Source organism: Stenotrophomonas maltophilia (assembly GCF_047782825.1).
Classification (GTDB): Bacteria; Pseudomonadota; Gammaproteobacteria; order Xanthomonadales; family Xanthomonadaceae; genus Stenotrophomonas.
On the sequence record NZ_CP180589.1, the window covers coordinates 25048 to 43248 of the forward strand.

At 69.2% G+C, this 18201-nt stretch carries 13 protein-coding genes; 12 read left to right on the top strand and 1 reads right to left on the bottom strand.

Annotated features, from left to right (window positions below; genetic code table 11):
- The first annotated feature begins 46 nt into the window (after positions 1-46).
- The 9 genes from ACM2ZB_RS00105 (at position 47) to ACM2ZB_RS00145 (ending at position 14181) form a co-directional block, all read left to right on the top strand.
- Entirely contained in the window at positions 47-2122 is a 2076-nt protein-coding gene (locus tag ACM2ZB_RS00105; RefSeq protein ID WP_416056970.1) for a FimV/HubP family polar landmark protein, read from the top strand.
- A 23-nt stretch (positions 2123-2145) separates the two neighbouring features.
- Positions 2146-2505 carry a VOC family protein gene (locus ACM2ZB_RS00110; RefSeq protein ID WP_313441120.1) on the top strand — a complete coding sequence of 120 codons (360 nt, stop codon included), beginning with the start codon at positions 2146-2148 and terminating at the stop codon, positions 2503-2505.
- Between the two features lie 35 nt (positions 2506-2540).
- Positions 2541-3311, top strand: a complete 771-nt coding sequence (gene truA, locus ACM2ZB_RS00115) for a tRNA pseudouridine(38-40) synthase TruA (protein ID WP_416056971.1) — start codon at positions 2541-2543, stop codon at positions 3309-3311.
- Entirely contained in the window at positions 3308-3964 is a 657-nt protein-coding gene (locus ACM2ZB_RS00120) for a phosphoribosylanthranilate isomerase (RefSeq protein WP_313441116.1), read from the top strand. The genes truA and ACM2ZB_RS00120 overlap by 4 nt, the downstream gene beginning before the upstream one ends.
- A gap of 187 nt (positions 3965-4151) precedes the next feature.
- Positions 4152-4826: an OB-fold-containig protein gene (locus ACM2ZB_RS00125; RefSeq protein ID WP_313441114.1), complete on the top strand. Its 675-nt coding sequence runs from the start codon at positions 4152-4154 to the stop codon at positions 4824-4826.
- Positions 4823-6841: a hypothetical protein gene (locus ACM2ZB_RS00130; protein WP_313441112.1), complete on the top strand. Its 2019-nt coding sequence runs from the start codon at positions 4823-4825 to the stop codon at positions 6839-6841. The genes ACM2ZB_RS00125 and ACM2ZB_RS00130 overlap by 4 nt, the downstream gene beginning before the upstream one ends.
- 85 nt (positions 6842-6926) lie before the next feature.
- Complete coding sequence (locus ACM2ZB_RS00135; protein ID WP_416056972.1) at positions 6927-12323, top strand: DNA repair ATPase; 5397 nt, start codon at positions 6927-6929, stop codon at positions 12321-12323.
- Positions 12320-13027 (top strand): hypothetical protein, encoded by a 708-nt coding sequence (locus ACM2ZB_RS00140; protein WP_416056973.1) that lies wholly within the window; start codon positions 12320-12322, stop codon positions 13025-13027. The genes ACM2ZB_RS00135 and ACM2ZB_RS00140 overlap by 4 nt, the downstream gene beginning before the upstream one ends.
- A 44-nt stretch (positions 13028-13071) precedes the next feature.
- The gene (locus tag ACM2ZB_RS00145) at positions 13072-14181 is read left to right on the top strand and encodes a toxic anion resistance protein (RefSeq protein ID WP_416056974.1); all 1110 of its coding nucleotides are present in this window, start codon (positions 13072-13074) and stop codon (positions 14179-14181) included.
- A 78-nt stretch (positions 14182-14259) separates the two neighbouring features.
- On the opposite strand, the gene ACM2ZB_RS00150 is transcribed toward ACM2ZB_RS00145, so the two are convergent.
- Positions 14260-15144: a LysR family transcriptional regulator gene (locus ACM2ZB_RS00150; protein ID WP_313441104.1), complete on the bottom strand. Its 885-nt coding sequence runs from the start codon at positions 15142-15144 to the stop codon at positions 14260-14262.
- 97 nt (positions 15145-15241) lie between these two features.
- On the opposite strand from ACM2ZB_RS00150, the gene trpB reads away from it, so the two are divergent.
- The 3 genes from trpB to trpA are packed head-to-tail and all read left to right on the top strand — an operon-like array spanning position 15242 to position 17953.
- A complete protein-coding gene (gene trpB / locus ACM2ZB_RS00155; RefSeq protein WP_416056975.1) occupies positions 15242-16459 on the top strand; it encodes a tryptophan synthase subunit beta in 1218 nt (405 codons plus the stop codon).
- Positions 16456-17142 carry a hypothetical protein gene (locus ACM2ZB_RS00160; RefSeq protein ID WP_416056976.1) on the top strand — a complete coding sequence of 229 codons (687 nt, stop codon included), beginning with the start codon at positions 16456-16458 and terminating at the stop codon, positions 17140-17142. Before trpB ends, ACM2ZB_RS00160 begins: the two co-directional genes overlap by 4 nt.
- Before the next feature lies 1 nt (position 17143).
- Positions 17144-17953, top strand: a complete 810-nt coding sequence (trpA, locus tag ACM2ZB_RS00165; protein WP_313441098.1) for a tryptophan synthase subunit alpha — start codon at positions 17144-17146, stop codon at positions 17951-17953.
- The last annotated feature ends 248 nt before the right edge of the window (positions 17954-18201 follow it).

Below are 18201 nucleotides of genomic sequence, written 5' to 3' on the forward strand. Positions count from 1 at the left end.
CCCCGGTGGGTGCGGACCGTGGTCCGCACGCTTTATAGTGTCGCCCATGAATAAACGGGCCAAGGGCGCACGGCGCCCGCTCACCTATCTCTCCGCTGCGCTGCTGGCCTTGGCCAGCAGTTCGGCCATGGCGCTGGGGCTGGGCGACATCCGCGTGCTGTCGCGCCCCGGGCAGCCACTGCTGGCCGAAATCCCGGTCATCTCCGCCGATCCTTCCGAGCTGGAAAACCTGCGCGTTGCGCTGGCCTCGCCGGTGACCTTCGAACGCGTCGGCCTGCAGCGCCCGACCGGGCTGGTCAGCGAACTGCAGTTTGAACTGACCACCAACAGCCAAGGCAGGGCGGTGGTGCGGGTCACCTCGCAGGCCCCGGTGGAAACCCCGTCGCTGAGTTTCCTGATCGAGGCCGACTGGGGGCAGGGCCGCCTGGTCCGCGAATACTCCGCCCTGGTCGATGCCCCTTCCAGCGCGCTGGCCGTGGCCGAACCGGAAATCGTCGCGCCGGCCGGCGTGTTGTCGGACACCATCGTCCGCGATGCACCCGTGGCAGCGGCTCCGGCAGCCGCCGCGCCGGCACCCGCTGCAGCACGCCCGGCGGCGCCGCGTCCGCGTCCGCCGGCTGCGGCCGCCGCGGCACCCGCCGATGGCACCATCAAGGTCCAGCAGGGGCAGACGCTTTCGCAGATTGCCGGGGCGCTGGCCCGTGGCAACCAGATCAGCCGCGACCGGGCGATGATCGCCCTGCTGCGCGCCAACCCCGAAGCCTTCATCCGCGGCAACGTCAACCTGCTCAAGCAGGGCGCGGTGCTGCGCGTGCCCGGTGCCGACAGCCTGGCCGCCATCGATGCCAGCGAAGCGGCCGCGCTGGTGCGCGAACATGCCGCGCAGTGGCGGCAGGCGCGTACCGTGCCACAGCCGGCCGGTGCCCCCGCGCAGGCCACGCCGGCGACGGCGGCCGCCCCGGCTGCGGCCACGGCCACGGCCGCCGCCGGCGCCCGTCTTGAGATCGCTCCGGCGCTGGCGTCCGACGCCACGCACGCGGGCACAACCACCGGCACCGGTGCCGGCAGCGAGGGTGACATGCTGGGCAACGAACAACTGCGGCAGGCCAAGGAAGATGTCGCCACCCGCGATGCCGAGATCGGCGAGCTGAAGCAGCGCGTGGCCGAACTGGAAAAACTGAAGGACCAGCAGCAGTCGCTCATCGCGATGAAGGACAACGACCTGGCCGCAGCCCAGCAGCGCCTGGCGCAGGCACCGGGCGCCACCAGTGCCGGCACGCCGTGGTACTGGCTGGGGCTGCCACTGGTCCTGCTGGTGGCCGGCGCTGCCTGGCTGCTGCGCCGTCGCAAGCCCTCGCCGCTGCCGCCGCTGCGCGAGGAGGGCGATGCCGCCGGCCTGGCCGCCGCCGTGCCCGCGGGCGCCGCCCTGGATTCGTTGGCCGAGCAGTCGGCCTGGGCATCGGCCCATGACGACAGTGGACGCCAGGAGCCGTCGATGCCGGCCTGGGCCAGCGAAGACGAACACGCCGCCGTGGCGGCTGAAGCGCAGGCAGACGCGCCGGCCGAGCCGTTGCAGGAGCCGCTGCAGGAACCAGCCCTCGATGCCGATTCCCGCTGGCATGCCGGCGAGCTGGACAGCGACGCCGTGGTGGAACTGCCGCCGAGCGTGGGCGATGCACCGCGCTGGGACAAGCCCGAACCCGAAGCCGCTGCCGCAGCCCCGGCCGAGCAGAACGATGCGGACGAGGCGATCGGCGTGCCCGACTACGCCCTGCAGGCCGAACAGCAGCCGGGCTTCCGTGGGGTCTTCGATCTGCCCGCCGAGGCAGTGGATGCCAACGCACAGGCCGCATCCGCGCATGACGCGCTTGCAGCGGACGTTGCCGGGCATGAACACGCCCCGCTGCAGGACACCAGCGCCGACGCCGATGTCGCCGCCGATGCCGACGCAGGCCGCCGTGACTGGGCCCCCCGCGTGGGCCAGGAGCGGCTGGAGTTGGCCATCGCCTATCTGGACCTGGGGGACGCGCAGACCGCGCGCACCCTGCTGGAAGAAGTGGCCGAAGGCGGCGACGTGCACTGCCAGGCGCAGGCGCGCGAACTGCTGGCCCGCCTGGCCTGACCACCCTACGCCAAGGACCCGCCATGAGCCGCGACAACCGCATCGACTACGTTGAATTCGCCTCGGCCGATCCGGCGGCCAGCCGCGCCTTTTTCGAAACGGTGTTCGGCTGGTCGTTCGTCGACTACGGCGATGACTACACCGCCTTCGATGATGGCCGCCTGCAGGGCGGCTTCTTCCGCAGCCAGCCGCTGCGTGCCGAGGCCGGTGCGCCGCTGCTGGTGCTGTATGCCGAGCAGCTGGCACCGGTGGAAGCTGCCGTGCGCGCGGCCGGCGGGCAGATCGTCCGGCCGGTCTTTTCCTTTCCCGGGGGCAGCCGCTTCCAGTTCGTCGAGCCCGGTGGCAACGAACTGGCGGTCTGGTCCGAGCGTGACCCGGCCTGAGCGCCGCCCCACCCGCAACATCGAGGTAGCACCACATGCGTTACGCGCTCGGCGTCGAATACGACGGCAGCGATTTCAGGGGCTGGCAGAACCTGGGCGAGGGCGGACCCAGCGTCCAGGCCAGCCTGGAACAGGCCCTGTCCTCGGTGGCCGACACGCCGCTGCAGGTGGTCTGCGCCGGCCGCACCGATGCCGGCGTGCACGGCCAGTGCCAGGTCGTGCACTTCGACACGGATGTGGTGCGCGACCCGCGCGCCTGGATGCTGGGCACCACCACCCGCCTGCCGCGCTCGATCGCGGTGCGCTGGTGCGTGCCGGTAGCCGACGATTTCCACGCCCGGTTCTCGGCACGGGCCCGGCGCTACCGCTACCGCCTGCTCAACCGCGAAGTGCGCCCGGCGCTGGACCGGCAGACCCTCAGCTGGGAACGGCGGGTGCTGGATGAGACCCTGATGCATGCCGCCGGCCAGGCCCTGCTGGGCGAGAACGACTTCAGCGCGTTCCGCTCGGTGCAGTGCCAGGCCCTGCATGCCCGGCGTGAACTGCAGTCGCTGCAGGTCAGCCGCCAGGGCGAGGTGATCGAGGTGGCCGTACGCGGCAATGCATTCCTTCATCACATGGTCCGCAATATCGTCGGTTCGCTGATCCTGGTCGGCAGCGGCGAGAAACCGGTGGAATGGATCGCCGAGCTGCTGGCCGGACGCGACAGAACCGTTGCCGGCCCCACCGCACCTCCGCAGGGGCTGGTGTTCCTGGGGCCGCTGTACCCCGACAACTGGCATCTGCCTGCCGAGGTCACCTTATGAGCCGCTCCTACTACCGTACCCGCATCAAGTTCTGTGGCATGACCCGCGCCGGCGATGTGCGCCTGGCCGGCGAACTGGGCGTGGACGCGGTGGGTTTCATCTTCGCCCGCGAAAGCAGCCGGCGGGTGGCCCCGGCCGAAGCCCGCGCCATGCGCCAGGCGATCGCGCCGATGGTCGACGTGGTGGCCCTGTTCCGCAACAACAGCAAGGAAGAGGTGCGTGAAGTGCTGCGCACGGTACGGCCGACCCTGCTGCAGTTCCACGGCGAGGAAGACGAGAGCTTCTGCCGCAGCTTCAACATGCCTTACCTGAAGGCCATCGCCATGGGCGGGCGCGAGGAGATCAACGCGCGCACCCTGCAGCTGCGCTACCCCAGCGCCGCCGGTTTCCTGTTCGACAGCCACGCCCCGGGCGGCGGTGGCGGCACCGGCGTGGCCTTCGACTGGGCACGCATTCCCACCGGCCTGCACCGTCCGTTCCTGTTGGCCGGTGGCCTGAACCCGGACAACGTGAAGGATGCCATCCTGGCCACCCTGCCGTGGGGCGTGGACGTGTCCAGTGGCATCGAGGTGGAGCCGGGCATCAAGGACGGCTACAAGATGCGCACGTTCGTTGAAGAGGTCCGCAGCGCCGACTGCACCGTGCTGGATTGATCCAGCAGCGCTGGCCGCGCGGTGCCGCCTGCGGGGCGGCCTGCGCCTTCACATTTGTCCCTGCACACCTTCTTCACATAGGATGAAGGGGAAGCTGTGGCCATGAGGGCCGCGGCGGGATCGACGGAACCGCCTCCGGCGGATTCCGAACGGGCGCCACGCGCCCACAGCCCGGGAAGGCAGAGCGATGCAGGAATTCCTCACCGTCGTGTTCGGTTACCCGACCCTGCCGTACAGCGTCGTGCTGGCGGTATCGCTCGTGTATTGGGGACTTGCCGCTTTTGGCCTGGTCGATGACGGTTTCGGCGACCTTGGCGCCGATGGCGCGCTCGACGGTGGCTCCGACCTCAGTGGCGTGTCGGCCCTGCTGCAGCGCTTCGGCCTGGGCGGCGTACCGGTCATGGTCGTGGTCACGATGCTGGCGTTCTTCGGCTGGGCCCTGACCTATTTCGTTCATCTCTATCTGCTGCTGCCGCTGCCGGATGTGCTGCGCTGGGGCCTGGGCACGGTCGTGGCCGTGCTGGCACCGCTGCCCGCCGTACCGGTCACCGCACTGCTGCTGCGGCCCATCCGCAGCTTCCTGCTGCGCCTGCAGCCGGTGCCGCAGGCGTCCCTGCTGGGCCGGGTGGGCGTGGTCGCCTCGCCGAAGGTGGACGCCCGCAGCGGCCACGCCAACGTCGATGACGGCGGTGCCGGGCTGATCCTGCAGGTGCGCAGCGACATTGAACTGCAGCGTGGCGAGCGCATCGTGCTGGTCGAGCACGTGGCCGAGCAGCACTACTACCGGGTGGTCCGCGCCGATGCGGTCGCCCTCGATTTCCAGGACAACCTGCTTCCGGGCAACAAGGAGAATCACCGATGAATCTAGCTGGCGCGGCCCCTTTCCTGATCGGGATCATCGTCATCGTGGGCCTGCTGCTGGGCCTGGCGGGCCTGTTCAAGGCGTTCTATCGCAAGGTCGACCAGGGCGTGGCCCTGATCGTCAACGACATGAGCGCCACGCCCAAGGTGCACTTCACCGGCGCCCTGATCATTCCGGTGCTGTACCGCGCCGAGCTGATGCGGATCAGCCTGATCACCCTGCAGATCGACCGCCGCGGCAAGGAAGGCCTGATCTGCCGCGACAACATGCGTGCCGACATCGCCGTGGCGTTCTACCTGCGGGTGAACGAGACCCAGGCCGACGTGCTGCGCGTGGCCAAGGCCATCGGTGCCGACCGTGCCTCGGACAAGCACGCGGTCGATGAACTGTTCAACGCCAAGTTCTCCGAAGCGCTGAAGACGGTCGGCAAGAAGTTCGACTTCACCGAACTGTTCGAGAAGCGCCAGGAATTCCGCGACGAGATCATCGCGGTCATCGGCAACGACCTGAACGGCTATGTGCTCGAAGACGTGGCCATCGATTACCTGGAACAGACGCCGAAGTCGCTGCTGGACCAGTTCAACATCCTTGACGCGCAGGGCATCCGCAAGATCACCGAGCTGACCGCCGCGCAGAACGTGGTGACCAACGAGCTGGAGCAGAACGAGAAGCTCGCCATCACCAAGAAGAACGTGGAAGCCCGCGAAGCGCTGCTGGCCCTGGAACGCCAGCAGGCCGAGGCCGAAGCACGGCAGAAGCGCGAGATCGAGACCATCCGCGCGCGCGAGGAAGCCGAGACCGCCAAGGTGCAGGAAGAGCAGCGCCAGCTGTCCGAGAATGCACGCATCGAAGCGCAGCAGCTGATCGAGATCCGCGACCAGAACCGCCTGCGCGAAGTGGAAGTGGCCGAGCAGAACCGCCAGCGCGCCGTGGCCATCGAAGCCGAGCGCGTGGAACGTGCGCGCCAGCTGGAGCAGGTCACCACCGACCGCGAAGTGCAGCTGCAGGGCGTGGAGCGTGACAAGGTGGTCGAGCAGGGCAAGATGGACGTGGCCAACATCACCCGCGAGCGCATTTCCATCGACAAGACCGTGGCCCAGGAAGAAGAGCGCATCAAGGAAGTGCGTGAAGTCTCCGAGGCCGATCGCCAGAAGCAGGTGCTGATCCTGGAAGCCGAGGGCAAGGCGCAGGAAGCGCTGGTGCGCGAGGTGAAGGAAGCGCAGGCGCGCGAAACCGCGTCCAAGCACCGCGCCGTGGAACTGACCACCCTGGCCCAGGCCGAGCACGAAGCAGCCGGCAAGCAGGCCGAAGCCAAGCGCCTGCTGGCCGACGCGCTGCGCGCCGAGCAGGCCGCACCGGGCCTGGCCGAAGCACAGGTGCGTGAAGCCTCCGCGCTGGCCATCGAGAAGGTGGGCATCGCCGAAGCGCGCGTGATCGAAGCCAAGGCCGAAGCCAGCCTGAAGCAGGGCAGCAATGAAGCCCAGGTGCTGGCGCAGACCCTGCAGGCACAGGCCCAGGGCGAAGAGAAGATGGGCCTGGCCCGTGCCACCGCCACCGAATCGCTGGGCAACGCCGAAGCCGGCGTGGTGCAGAAGAAGCTGCTGGCCGAAGCCGAAGGCCTGGTGCGCAAGTTCGAGGCCATCGCATCGCTGAGCGACCAGGCACGCGGCCACGAAGAGTTCCGCATGATGCTGGACAACAGCCTGAAGCAGGCGCTGGCCTCGATCGAAGCCGGCAAGGAAGTCTCGCGCGAGAACGCCAACGTCATCGCCAGCGCGCTGCGCAATGCCGACATCGACCTGGTCGGTGGCGACGGTGGCATGTTCGAGAACCTGGTCAAGGCAGTGTCGCTGGGCAAGTCGATTGAAGGCTTCGCCGGCAAGAGCCCGATCGTGCAGGAACTGATGCAGCGCTATCTGGGCGTGGCCGTGGCCGAGCCCGCGCCGCGGCAGATCGCCGAGGACGCCGAGACGGTGCCGAACGTGTCGGCCAGCGTGGTCGACAGCGCCCGTTGATGCACCTGGCGGTGGCCATGATGGCCACCGCCCGCCTGCGCCGGCCGCATCGACGGCCGGCCGCCCGTGACCCGGAAGCCTGCTGATGTCCGAAACCCAACCGACCGCCGAATCCACTGCGCCGGAGGCCGGCGGCAACACCGTCGACCAGGCCGTCGCCCAGGGCGGTGCCTACGAAGTACTGCGCCGCCGCCTGGGCGAGCAGGGCCAGCGCCTGCAGGCCCTGGCCGAAACACTCAACCGCCAGCGCCTGGCCGAATTCGGCGACAGCCGCCTGGAAGTGGTGGGCCGGTTCCGCATCCGCAGCGAGAACAACTGCGTCGGCCGCGACGTTGTCCAGGTCGGGCCGGACCGCCTGCTGTTCGGCTACAACGTGTTCATCGGGCTCAAGACCCAGACCCGCATCGAGGATGTTTTCGGCCTGTACCGGCTGGTGCAGGGCAAGGATGGCTACGATGTCGCCGCGCTGGAACTGAAGGGCAGCTTCCTCGACCAGCCCGGCTTCGTACACGATTTCAACGAGCTGTACGCCTACTACAAGCATGCACGCCTGCTGCAGCTGATCGTGGTCGGCGACAAGCTGCTGGCCTCGTTCCAGATCGGCGAGCGCAGCAGCGATGTGCGCGTGTTCCGCTGGGCGCTGGCGCGCGACGGCGAACTGACCTACCTCGACGCCCGTGGCGAGCGCGACATCGCGCTGCCGCCGCCGTTCGACTTCGAGTGGACCAAGGCCACCCGCGACCTGGCGGTGAACGGCCGCCACTCGCACCTGAACATCCTCGACACCCTGTTCGTGGAAACCACCGGCGGTGACCTGACCATCAAGGTCGAGAACAACACCGAAACCGGGCAGGGCATCTACAGCGAACCGGTGGAGGACAGCACCCAGTCGCTGGACGACGCACAGTTCGAGTTCGCCCGCGTGGGCTCGCTGCTGCTGCTGAAGGTGCTGCCCTACCGCGAAACCGTGTGGCGCGGGCTGATCTACAACACGCTCACCGGCGACATCGTGCGCAACGACGCCATCGTCCAGGCCTGCGTGCAGCTGCCCGAAGACCACGGCGTGATCTTCCCCGGCGGCTATTACCTGCAGGGCGGCGAGCACAAGGCCTTCGATGCCTCGATGGCCGGCATGCAGTTCAAGCGCAGCATCCGCTCGCCCAACGGCGAAGACGTGCTGTACATCTTCTATGAGCGCGAAGGTGGCCGTTCGGCGCTGTTCGTCTACAACACCATCCAGCGCGTGCTGCAGAACCCCGTATTCGGCCACGGCTATGCCTTCATGCAGGACGGGCGCATGGTGCTGTTCCATGCCGAAGGTGCCGAGCCGACCCGCATCCACCCGATGCAGGTGTGGCAGACGCCCTTCAGCAGCGATGAGTTCGCTGCCAGCCGCCCGCCGGGCAACACCTTCATGGGCCGCATCGGCAATGCCGAACTGGTGCGCGGCATCTCCAACCTGTTCAACCTGGCGCGCGAGATCGACGGCCAGGATGTGTCGGTGCAGCGCTACCAGCGCCTGGTGGCCGATACCCGCCGCCTGTTCGACAGCCACCACTGGCTGGGTGACGAGGCCTGCGACGGTGCCGAGGCGCTGCTGCGGCAGATCAGCGCCACCGGCGAATCGGTGCTGGACGAATACGAGAAGGTGCAGTCGATCCGCCAGCAGTCGGCGCAGGCGATGGTCGACGCCGAGGCCACGCACAAGGCCCTCCTGGGCCGCCTGCAGCCGCAGAACTGGAACGAGGTGCAGGCCTTCGTCGAGGCGCTGAACGAGATCACTGCACTGCGCGGGCGGCTGCTGACCATCCGCGAACTGCGCTACATCGATACCGCGCGCATCGAGGTCATGGCCGCCGAACTGGTGCAGGCACAGGATCGTGTCGGTGCGGCCACCGGTGAATTCCTGGCCGGCGATGCCGCGCTGGCACCGCTGGGCAGCCGCCTGCAGGCGCTGGACGAAGCCGCCCAGCAGGCCAGCAGTGCACGCCTGCTGGATGAGCACCTGGAGGGCATGCGCGGCATGGCCGCCGATCTGGACATGCTGTCCGAGCTGATGGCCGGGCTGAAGGTGGACGATGCCACCGCGCGTACCCGCGTGGTTGAATCGATTTCCGCGCTGTACGGGCGGCTGAACCAGGCGCGTACCCGCGCTGAACAGCGCCGCCGCACCCTGGGTTCGGCCGAAGCGGTCGCGCAGTTTGCCGCCCAGTTCGCCCTGTTCTCGCAGTCCATCACCAGTGCGCTGGCCATGGCCAGCGATCCGGAAAAGGCGGACGAACAGCTGTCGCGCCTGCTGGTGCAGCTGGAAGAACTGGAGAGCCAGTTCGGTGAGCACGAGCAGTTCCTCGGCGACATCCTCAGCAAGCGCGAGGAACTGGTCGAAGCCTTCGAGACGCACAAGCAGGCACTGCTGGATGACCGCCAGCGCAAGGCGCGTTCGGTACTGGATGCGGCCAACCGCATCCTTGATGGCCTGGCCAAGCGCACCGAGCGCTTCGCCACCGCCGATGAACTCAATGCGTTCTTCGCCGGCGATCCGCTCATCCTCAAGCTGCGCGAACTGGCCGAGCGCCTGCGCGCGCTGCGCGACAACGTCAAGGCCGATGACATCGAGGCGCGGCTGAAGGGCGTGCGCGACCAGGCCGTGCGCCAGCTGCGCGACCGCAGCGACCTGTACGAAGCCGGCGGCAACGTGGTCCGGCTCGGCCCGCGCCACCGCTTCAGCGTCAACACCCAGGCCCTGGACCTGACCCTGCTGCCGCGCGGCGACACACTGGCCATCCACCTGACCGGCACCGACTTCCTGGAAACCCTGCACGACCCGGAACTGGAGGCCCTCAAGCCGTTCTGGCCGGTGACCCTGGATTCGGAATCCGATGCGATCTATCGCGGCGAATACCTGGCCGGCAGCCTGCTGCTGGCCGCGCAGCAGGGCCACGATGGGCTGGACCTGGCCCAGCTGCAGCACGATGTGGCCACGCCCGAAGCACTGGACCAGCGCGTCCGCGCCTTCGCCGCGCCGCGTTACCGCGAAGGCTACGAGCGGGGCATCCACGATCACGACGCCGCGTTGATCCTGCGCGCGCTGCTGCCCCTGCAGCAGTCTGCGGGCCCCTTGCGCCATGCGCCGCGCGTGCGCGCGCTGGCCCTGCTGTTCTGGGCAGCGCAGCAGCGCGACGAAGCGGTACTGCAGTGGCCCAGCCGCCAGGCCGGTGCGGAGACCATCGCGAACCTGTTCGGGTCCGATGAAGGCCGCATGGCGCTGCGTGCGGAGATGGCCGCGGCACTGGCCGCGTTCGCGCAGGCACAGGCGCTGCCCTTCGACGACGAAGCCGCCGACGCGGCGGCCGCCTATCTGGCCGAAGAACTGGTCAATGGCGAACCGGTGTTCAGCACCAGCAAGCATGCCCAGGCCCTGCTGGAGGCCCTGGCCCAGCAGTTGGACCAGGCCGGGCAGCGCGAGGCCCTGGAACGCGCCCTGCAGCGCACCCAGGATCCGCTGGCCGCGCGCTGGGCGCTGGCCGGGCAGTGGCTGCGCGCCCTGGCCGGGGTGCCGGCACAGGCCGCGCACGCCGGCTATGCCGACGAAGCGGCCGCGCTGCTGCTGGTGCAGCGCCAGCTGCGCACGCGTGCCAGCAACGCACCGCTGCGCGTGGACGTGCCGGGCCTGCTCGGTGAGCACCCGCGCATCCACAACGGCACGCTGTCATTGTCGCTGGATGACTTCCTGGCACGCCTGCAGCACCACCTGAAGCGCTTCGTGCCCGATTTCCATGCGTACCAGGCGGTGCGCCAGGGCATCATCAACCGCGAGCGGCAGACCCTGCGCCTGTCCGAATTCAAGGCACGGCCGCTGTCCTCGTTCGTGCGCAACAAGCTGATCAACGATGTCTACCTGGGCGTGATCGGTGACAACCTGGCCAAGCAGATGGGCACGGTGGGCGAGAACAAGCGCAGCGACCTGATGGGCCTGCTGATGATGATTTCGCCACCGGGCTACGGCAAGACCACGCTGATGGAATACGTGGCGCACCGGCTCGGCCTGGTCTTCATGAAGATCAACGGCCCGGCGCTGGGCCACGAGGTGCGCTCGCTGGATCCGGCACAGGCGCCCGATGCGACCTCGCGGCAGGAACTGGAAAAGCTCAACCTGGCCCTGGAGATGGGCAACAACACCATGCTGTATGTCGACGACATCCAGCACACCCATCCCGAGTTCCTGCAGAAGTTCATCTCGCTGTGCGACGGAACCCGCCGCATCGAAGGCGTGTGGCGCGGCCGCACCCGTACCTACGACATGCGCGGCAAGAAGTTCTGCGTGGTGATGGCCGGCAACCCGTATACCGAATCCGGTGAAGTGTTCAAGATTCCGGACATGCTGGCCAACCGTGCCGACATCTACAACCTGGGCGATGTGCTGGGTGGCATGGAGGCGGCGTTCACCCTCAGCTACATCGAGAACAGCCTGACCTCCAACCCGGTGCTGGCGCCGCTGGCCACGCGTGACATGGCCGACCTGTACCTGCTGGTCGACCGCGCGATGGGCAAGGATGTCTCCACCAACGGGCTCAGCCACGCCTACAGCGGCGCGGAGGTCAATGAGATCACCGCCACCCTGCAGCGCATGCTGCGCGTGCGCGACGTGGTCTACCGGGTCAACCAGCAGTACATCGCCAGTGCCGCGCAGGATGACCGCTATCGCACCGAGCCGCCGTTCCGCCTGCAGGGCAGCTACCGCAACATGAACAAGCTGGCCGAGAAGATCTCGCCGGTGATGAACGAAGAGGAGCTGCAGCAGCTGATTTCCGACCACTACCTGGGCGAGGCGCAGCTGCTGACCACCGGTGCCGAGGAAAACCTGCTGAAACTGGCCGAGCTGCGTGGCGTGCTGGACGAGGCGCAGGTGCAGCGCTGGGCGCAGATCAAGCGCGATTTCCTGCGCAACAAGGCCATGGGCGCCGGCGACGGGGATGTCGGCGGGCGCGTGGTTGCGCAGCTGGCCGATATCGCCAGTGCGCTGCAGCTGCCGCCGCCGGCACCGCCGGTGGCGCCCGTTGCCGACCCCGCGCCCTGGCCGGCATTGCTGCAGGCCCTGCAGCGCCTGTCCGAAACCCGCCCCGCGCCGGCCGCGCCGGCGCCGGTTGCGGCTGCCGCCGCCCCCAGCCTGCCGGCCACGGTCTTGGCCGAGGATCTGCAGGCAGGCCTGGCCCCGCTGGTGGAACTGCTTGCGGCTTCGCAGGAACAGCAGGCCCAGGTGGTGCAGACCCTGGCCGCGTTCGCCGGGTGGGCACGGCAGCAGGTTGAACGCGGCGGCCCGACCGCGGCGGTGGCCCCGCGCGCCCGCGTGCGCCGTGCCACGACGCCGGAAGAACGGGCCCTGGACGAAGCGCTGATGCGTCATTTCTACGGTGAATCACTGCCGCCGGAGAACAGCGAAGGCAGCCCGGCGCCGACACCGAAGCCGCCGCCGTTGCCGTGACCACGCCGGCGCCATTGCCAGCCCCGCAGCTGCCAGCCACGGCCGATGTCGCCGTGCTGGCCGACTACGGCGCGCCGTTGCTGCAGGCGTTGGCCGAGCGCGGAAACTCACTGCCAGCGCTTGCGGGCGAAGGCCTGGTGGCGGCGCTGGCGCGCATCGCACTGGCCCTGCAGGCCGGCGATCCGGCACGGCTGCGCCGGCAGGAAAGCTGGTGGGGCCGCCTGCTGGGGCGCGATGTCGACCGCGAAGCGGAGGCGCGGGCGCTGCAGTCGCAGCTGGGGGTGCTGGCCCTGCAGGCGCGTGAGCAGGCGCAGCAGCTGCAGCAGCACATGCACCTGCGTGCCGCAGCGCTTGCCGAAAGCGAGGAGGCGGCCGTGGCACTGGATGCCTGGGCCGCGCTGGCCGCGGCCCGCCTGGCACAGCTGGATGCCGCCGGGCAGGCCGCACTGGCGCCACGGCTGGACCATCTGCACCGCCTGGCCGCGCTGCGGCGTCTGGAAGCCGGCCAATGGCAACTGCTGCAGGACCAGGACAACGTGCTGCTGCAGCGCTTCGCGCGCATCCATGATGTCCTGCTGCCGGCGTGGCGACAGGCCGCACTGGCCGGGCAGGCCGCCAGCGGCGCGGCACTGGCCGGGAAGGCCGCCACCCTGCACGCACAGATCGATGACGAGGTTGCGGCGGCTCAGGCTAGACTGCCTTGAGCCGGCCGCCGCTGCCGCTTACCCAACCGCAAGGAGACTGCCCGATGACCCAGGACAGCCAGACCCCCGGTGCGCTCGTGCCCGGCACGACCACCCCCGTTCCGCTCGATGATGGCGCGCTGCAGGCCCTGGGCCTGGTCCGCGAGGATCTGCCGCGCATCGCCGAAATCCGCCTGGAACTGGACGATCTGCGCCCGGGCAACCTGCAGGTCTTCGGTCGCGAAGCGGCCACGCGCACGGCCGCGTTTTCCAGCCAGTTGCTGGACCAGGTGCGCAACCGCGACCTGGATGCCAGCGGCGAGAAGCTGGGCGAAGTGGTGCGCATCGCGCGCAGCCTGAAGCTGGACGGCTTCGCCCAGCGTTCGAAGGTGCCGGTGATCGGCGGCCTGATCGATCGCCTGCGCGTTTCCAAGGGCGAACTGGTGCAGAAGTTCAGCGACACCAATGCGCAGATCGAGCAGCTGCTGGGCGATGTGGGCGTGCAGCAGACGCTGATGGGCAAGCGCGTGGGCGAGTTCGACCGCATGCACGAGATCGTGCGCGAGGAGCGCCACGCGCTGGGCCTGTACGCAGCAGCCGGCAAGCAGCGCCTGGCCGAACTGCAGGCCGAGCAGCTGGCCGGGCAGGGCAGCGATGACCTGCAGCAGCGCATCCGCCAGAGCGAGATCGACAACGCCATCCGCCTGATCGAAAAGCGCGTGTCCGACCTGCAGCTGATGCAGCACGCCGCCGACCAGTCGCTGCCGATGATCCGCCTGATCCAGGCCAACGCGCTGCAGCTGATCGAGAAGTTCAACACGGTGCGCGAGATCACCATTCCGTCGTGGAAGCGCCAGTTCGCCATCCAGCTGTCGCTGGGCGAGCAGAAGAACGCAGCGGAGCTGGCGACCTCCATCGACGATGCCACCAACGAACTGATGCGCCGCAATGCCGATCTGCTGCGCCAGGCGTCGGTGGACACCGCGCGCACCAACCAGCGTGGCGTGATCGACGTGGCCACGCTGCGCCACGTGCACGACCAGTTGATCGCCACGGTGGAAGAGGTGCGCAGCATCCATCGCGAAGGCATGCAGCAGCGCCAGCAGGCCGAAGTGGAACTGTCGCGCCTGCGCGAAGACCTGCAGCAGCGTCTGGCCGCACCGACGGCACCCTGACTGATCGGGCCCAGCGCGAGGAGGTAGAGTCGAGCTTGCTCGACTGAGGAGATCAATGGCCGTCGAGCAAGCTCGACGCTACAACTGCTGGCTGGCCCAGTCGGCCAGCGCGTCCACGCGCGGGTCCACCGGACCGTCCGGTCGCGCCAGCACCCAGAATCCACCCGTCGCTGAGAACCCCCACGGCGCCATCAGCCGCCCGGCGGCCAGGTCCTCGGCCACCAGCGGCTCCGGCGCGATCGCCGGCCCCAGTCCGGCAACGGCCGCTTCCAGCAGGTAGTACAGGTGCTCGAAGCCGGTGCCCAGCTGCAACCGCGCCGGGTCCAGCCCGTGCGCCTGCGCCCAGGCCGGCCACGCCTGTGGGCGCGAGCTGGTGTGCAGCAACGTCTCCTGCAGCAGCGCCGAAGGCGGCACATGGCGCAGCCGCTGCGCGGCCGGGTGCGAGGGTGCCACCACCACGCCCACCCGTTCCGGTGCCAGCTCGCGCACCTGCCAGCCCCGCGGCCACGGGCCCTGGGCGAGCAACAACACCGCATCCAGCGACGCCTGCGCCTCGGTGAAGGCGCCATCCAGCGCCGACCATTGCAGGTTCACCCCGGGCAGGGCCGCCTGCAGCGCGGGCAGGCGGGGAATCATCCAGCGCGCCAGCACGCTGCCGCTGCAGCCCAGCACCAGCGCGGGCGCGCGGGCAGGCTGGCGTAGTTCGCGCACGCAGGCTTCGATGCCAGCAAAGGCCTCGCTGCAGGCGGCCTGCAGCCGCTCACCGGCAGCGGTCAGGCGCAGCCCGCGCCCGGCACGCTGGAACAGCGGCAGACCCAGGTGGTCCTCCAGCAGCTTCAGCTGTCGGCTCACTGCACCGTGGGTCACGTGCAGGGCCTGCGCGGCGCGGCCCACGCCGCCCAGGCGGGCGGTGGCCTCGAAGGCGCGCAGGGCGTTCAGCGGCGGCAGCAGGGAGGTATTCATGTGAGATTTCCTGACGATACCCGCCAGATAATATCGATATTCCGGTCAGGATCCGTGCGCTAGAGTATCCACCTGTCTCGAACCAGCGGTCGCTTCCATGTCTGCCTCCCCCATTGCCGACTACCACGCCTTCCCGGATGCCCAGGGCCACTTCGGCCGCTACGGCGGCAGCTTTGTCGCCGAAACCCTGGTCGGTCCGCTGCAGGAGCTGGCCCAGGCCTATGACCAGGCCCGCCAGGACCCCGCGTTCCAGCAGGCCTACGACCGCGACCTGGCCCATTACGTGGGCCGGCCGAGCCCGATCTATCACGCCCAGCGCCTGAGCGACCATGTCGGCGGTGCGCAGATCCTGCTCAAGCGCGAAGACCTGAACCACACCGGCGCGCACAAGATCAACAACACCATCGGCCAGGCCCTGCTGGCCGCGCGGATGGGCAAGAAGCGCATCATCGCCGAGACCGGCGCCGGCCAGCACGGCGTGGCCAGTGCCACCGTCGCCGCGCGCCTGGGCCTGGAATGCGTGGTGTACATGGGCGCCACCGATATCGAGCGGCAGAAGATCAACGTCTACCGCATGAAGCTGCTGGGCGCGACGGTGGTGCCGGTCACCTCCGGCTCGGCCACCCTGAAGGACGCGCTCAACGAAGCGATGCGCGACTGGGTGACCAACGTGCAGGACACCTTCTACATCATCGGCACCGTGGCCGGCCCGGACCCGTACCCGCGCATGGTGCGTGACTTCAACGCCATCGTCGGCCGCGAAGCGCGCGAGCAGATGCTGGCCGAGTACGGCCGCCTGCCCGATGCGATCACCGCCTGCGTCGGCGGCGGCAGCAATGCCATCGGCCTGTTCCATGCCTTCCTCAACGACCGCCAGGTCGAGATCTTCGGCGCCGAAGCGGCCGGTGACGGCATCCACACAGGCCGCCACGCAGCGTCCATCGCCGCCGGCCGCCCCGGCGTGCTGCACGGCAACCGCACCTACGTGCTGTGCGACGACGATGGCCAGATCATCGAGACCCATTCGGTGTCGGCCGGCCTGGACTATCCCGGTGTCGGCCCTGAGCACGCTTTCCTGTCCGACAGCGGCCGCGCCACCTATCTGGGCATCACCGACGAGGAGGCACTGCAGGCCTTCCACCTGCTGGCGCATACCGAAGGCATCCTGCCGGCGCTGGAATCCAGCCACGCGCTGGCGCAGGCGATCAAGCTGGCGCGCGAGCGCCCGCGCGACCAGATCGTGCTGTGCAACCTGTCCGGCCGCGGTGACAAGGACGTGCATACCATCGCAGCGCGCGAAGGCCTGGTGCTGTGAATCCCGTGTTGCGCCAGGGGGGCGCACTGGTGCTGGCGGTCGGCCTGGGGGCGTGCACGCCGCCGGACCCGCCCGTGCTTGCTCCCGCACCGGCCTCGCCGGAGGCTATCGCCCCGGCACGCCAGACGGCCAGCAACGACGACGACGCGGCCCATCGGCCGATTCAGGATGCGCCATCCGCGGCCGATGAGGGCAGCGACGATGAGACCGCCCCGGCGGTGGTGTCGGTGGCACTGGACCATGCCGGTGAGGTGCTGATCGGCCAGCCTTTCAGCGAACTGCAGGCCGAGGCGCAGTGGCATTCGGCCGGCCTGGCCGAGGCCACCGGCGGACGCTGTGACTACTACGAGCGCGGCACGCTGCCCGAAGGCGTGGCGATGATGGTGCAGGACGGCGATGTGGTGCGCTTCGACCTGGCCCCCATCGACGACTCGGGCCAGGTGGTGGTCCAGCCCGGGCCGTTCGGCCTGCGCCTGGACATGCCGCGCGCACAGGCCATCGCGAAGCTGCCCCGGGGTGTCATCGCACGCCCCTATGGCAGCGACGCCGAATCGGGCGAGACCCTGCTCTGGCAGGACCCCGGTTCCGACCTGGCGATCCGCGTGGAGATCGTCGATGGCACGGTATCCAGAATGTATTGGGGCGCCAGCGGCGCCGTTGACCTTATCGAAGGATGTACCTGACATGTCCGTATCCCGACTCGATGCCTGTTTCCAGCGCCTGCGCGAGCAGCAGCGCAAGGCGCTGATCCCCTTCATCACTGCCGGCGATCCGTCGCTGGAGGCCACCGTGCCGGTCATGCATGCACTGGTCGAGGCCGGCGCCGATGTGATCGAACTGGGCGTGCCGTTCTCCGACCCGATGGCCGACGGCCCGACCATCCAGCGCAGTTCCGAACGCGCGCTGGCCCGCGGCGCCGGTACCCGCTATGTGCTGCAGGCCGTGGCGCAGTTCCGCGCGTCTGACACGCAGACCCCGGTGGTGCTGATGGGGTATCTCAACCCGGTGGAGATCCACGGTTATGTGGCCTTCGCCAAGGCGGCGGTCGAGGCCGGCGTGGACGGCGTGCTGCTGGTGGATCTGCCGCCGGAAGAGGCCGGTGAAGCCTTGCAGGCCTTCGATGCGGCCGGGCTGGCGCTGGTGTTGCTGGCTTCGCCCACCACCAGCGAAGCCCGTGCCGACAAGCTGTTGGCGCTGGCCCGTGGCTATCTCTATTACGTCAGCTTTGCCGGCGTGACCGGTGCGTCCGATCGCCTGGACAGCGATGCGGCCAGTGCGCGCCTGCAGGCGCTGCGCGCCCGTGCCAACGTGCCGGTGGTGGCTGGCTTCGGCATCAAGGATGCCGCCAGCGCGGCGGCGATGGCCCGCCAGGCCGACGGCGTTGTGGTCGGCAGTGCCCTGGTGGCGGTGCTGGCCGAAGCGGACTCGACCGAACAGGCCGTCCAGCGCGCCGGAGCTTTCCTGGCACCGCTGCGGCAGGCGCTGGACGCGTAACGGTAGTGCCGGCCGCTGGCCGGCATACGCCTGGCCCGCGTGCGCGCAAGGGGTTGCCGGCCAGCGGCCGGCACGACCGGTGATGCGCTGGACGCCCAACGGTAGCGCCGGGCCATGCCCGGCGACGCAGGGCTGGAGCCGCATCCGCCGGGCATGGCCCGGCGCTACCGGCGCTAAACGTACGTCCCAGCATGGTTTTTTCCTGCCGGCCCGTGCCCCGCAAGGGGTGCACGGGCGGGGGCAGCGGA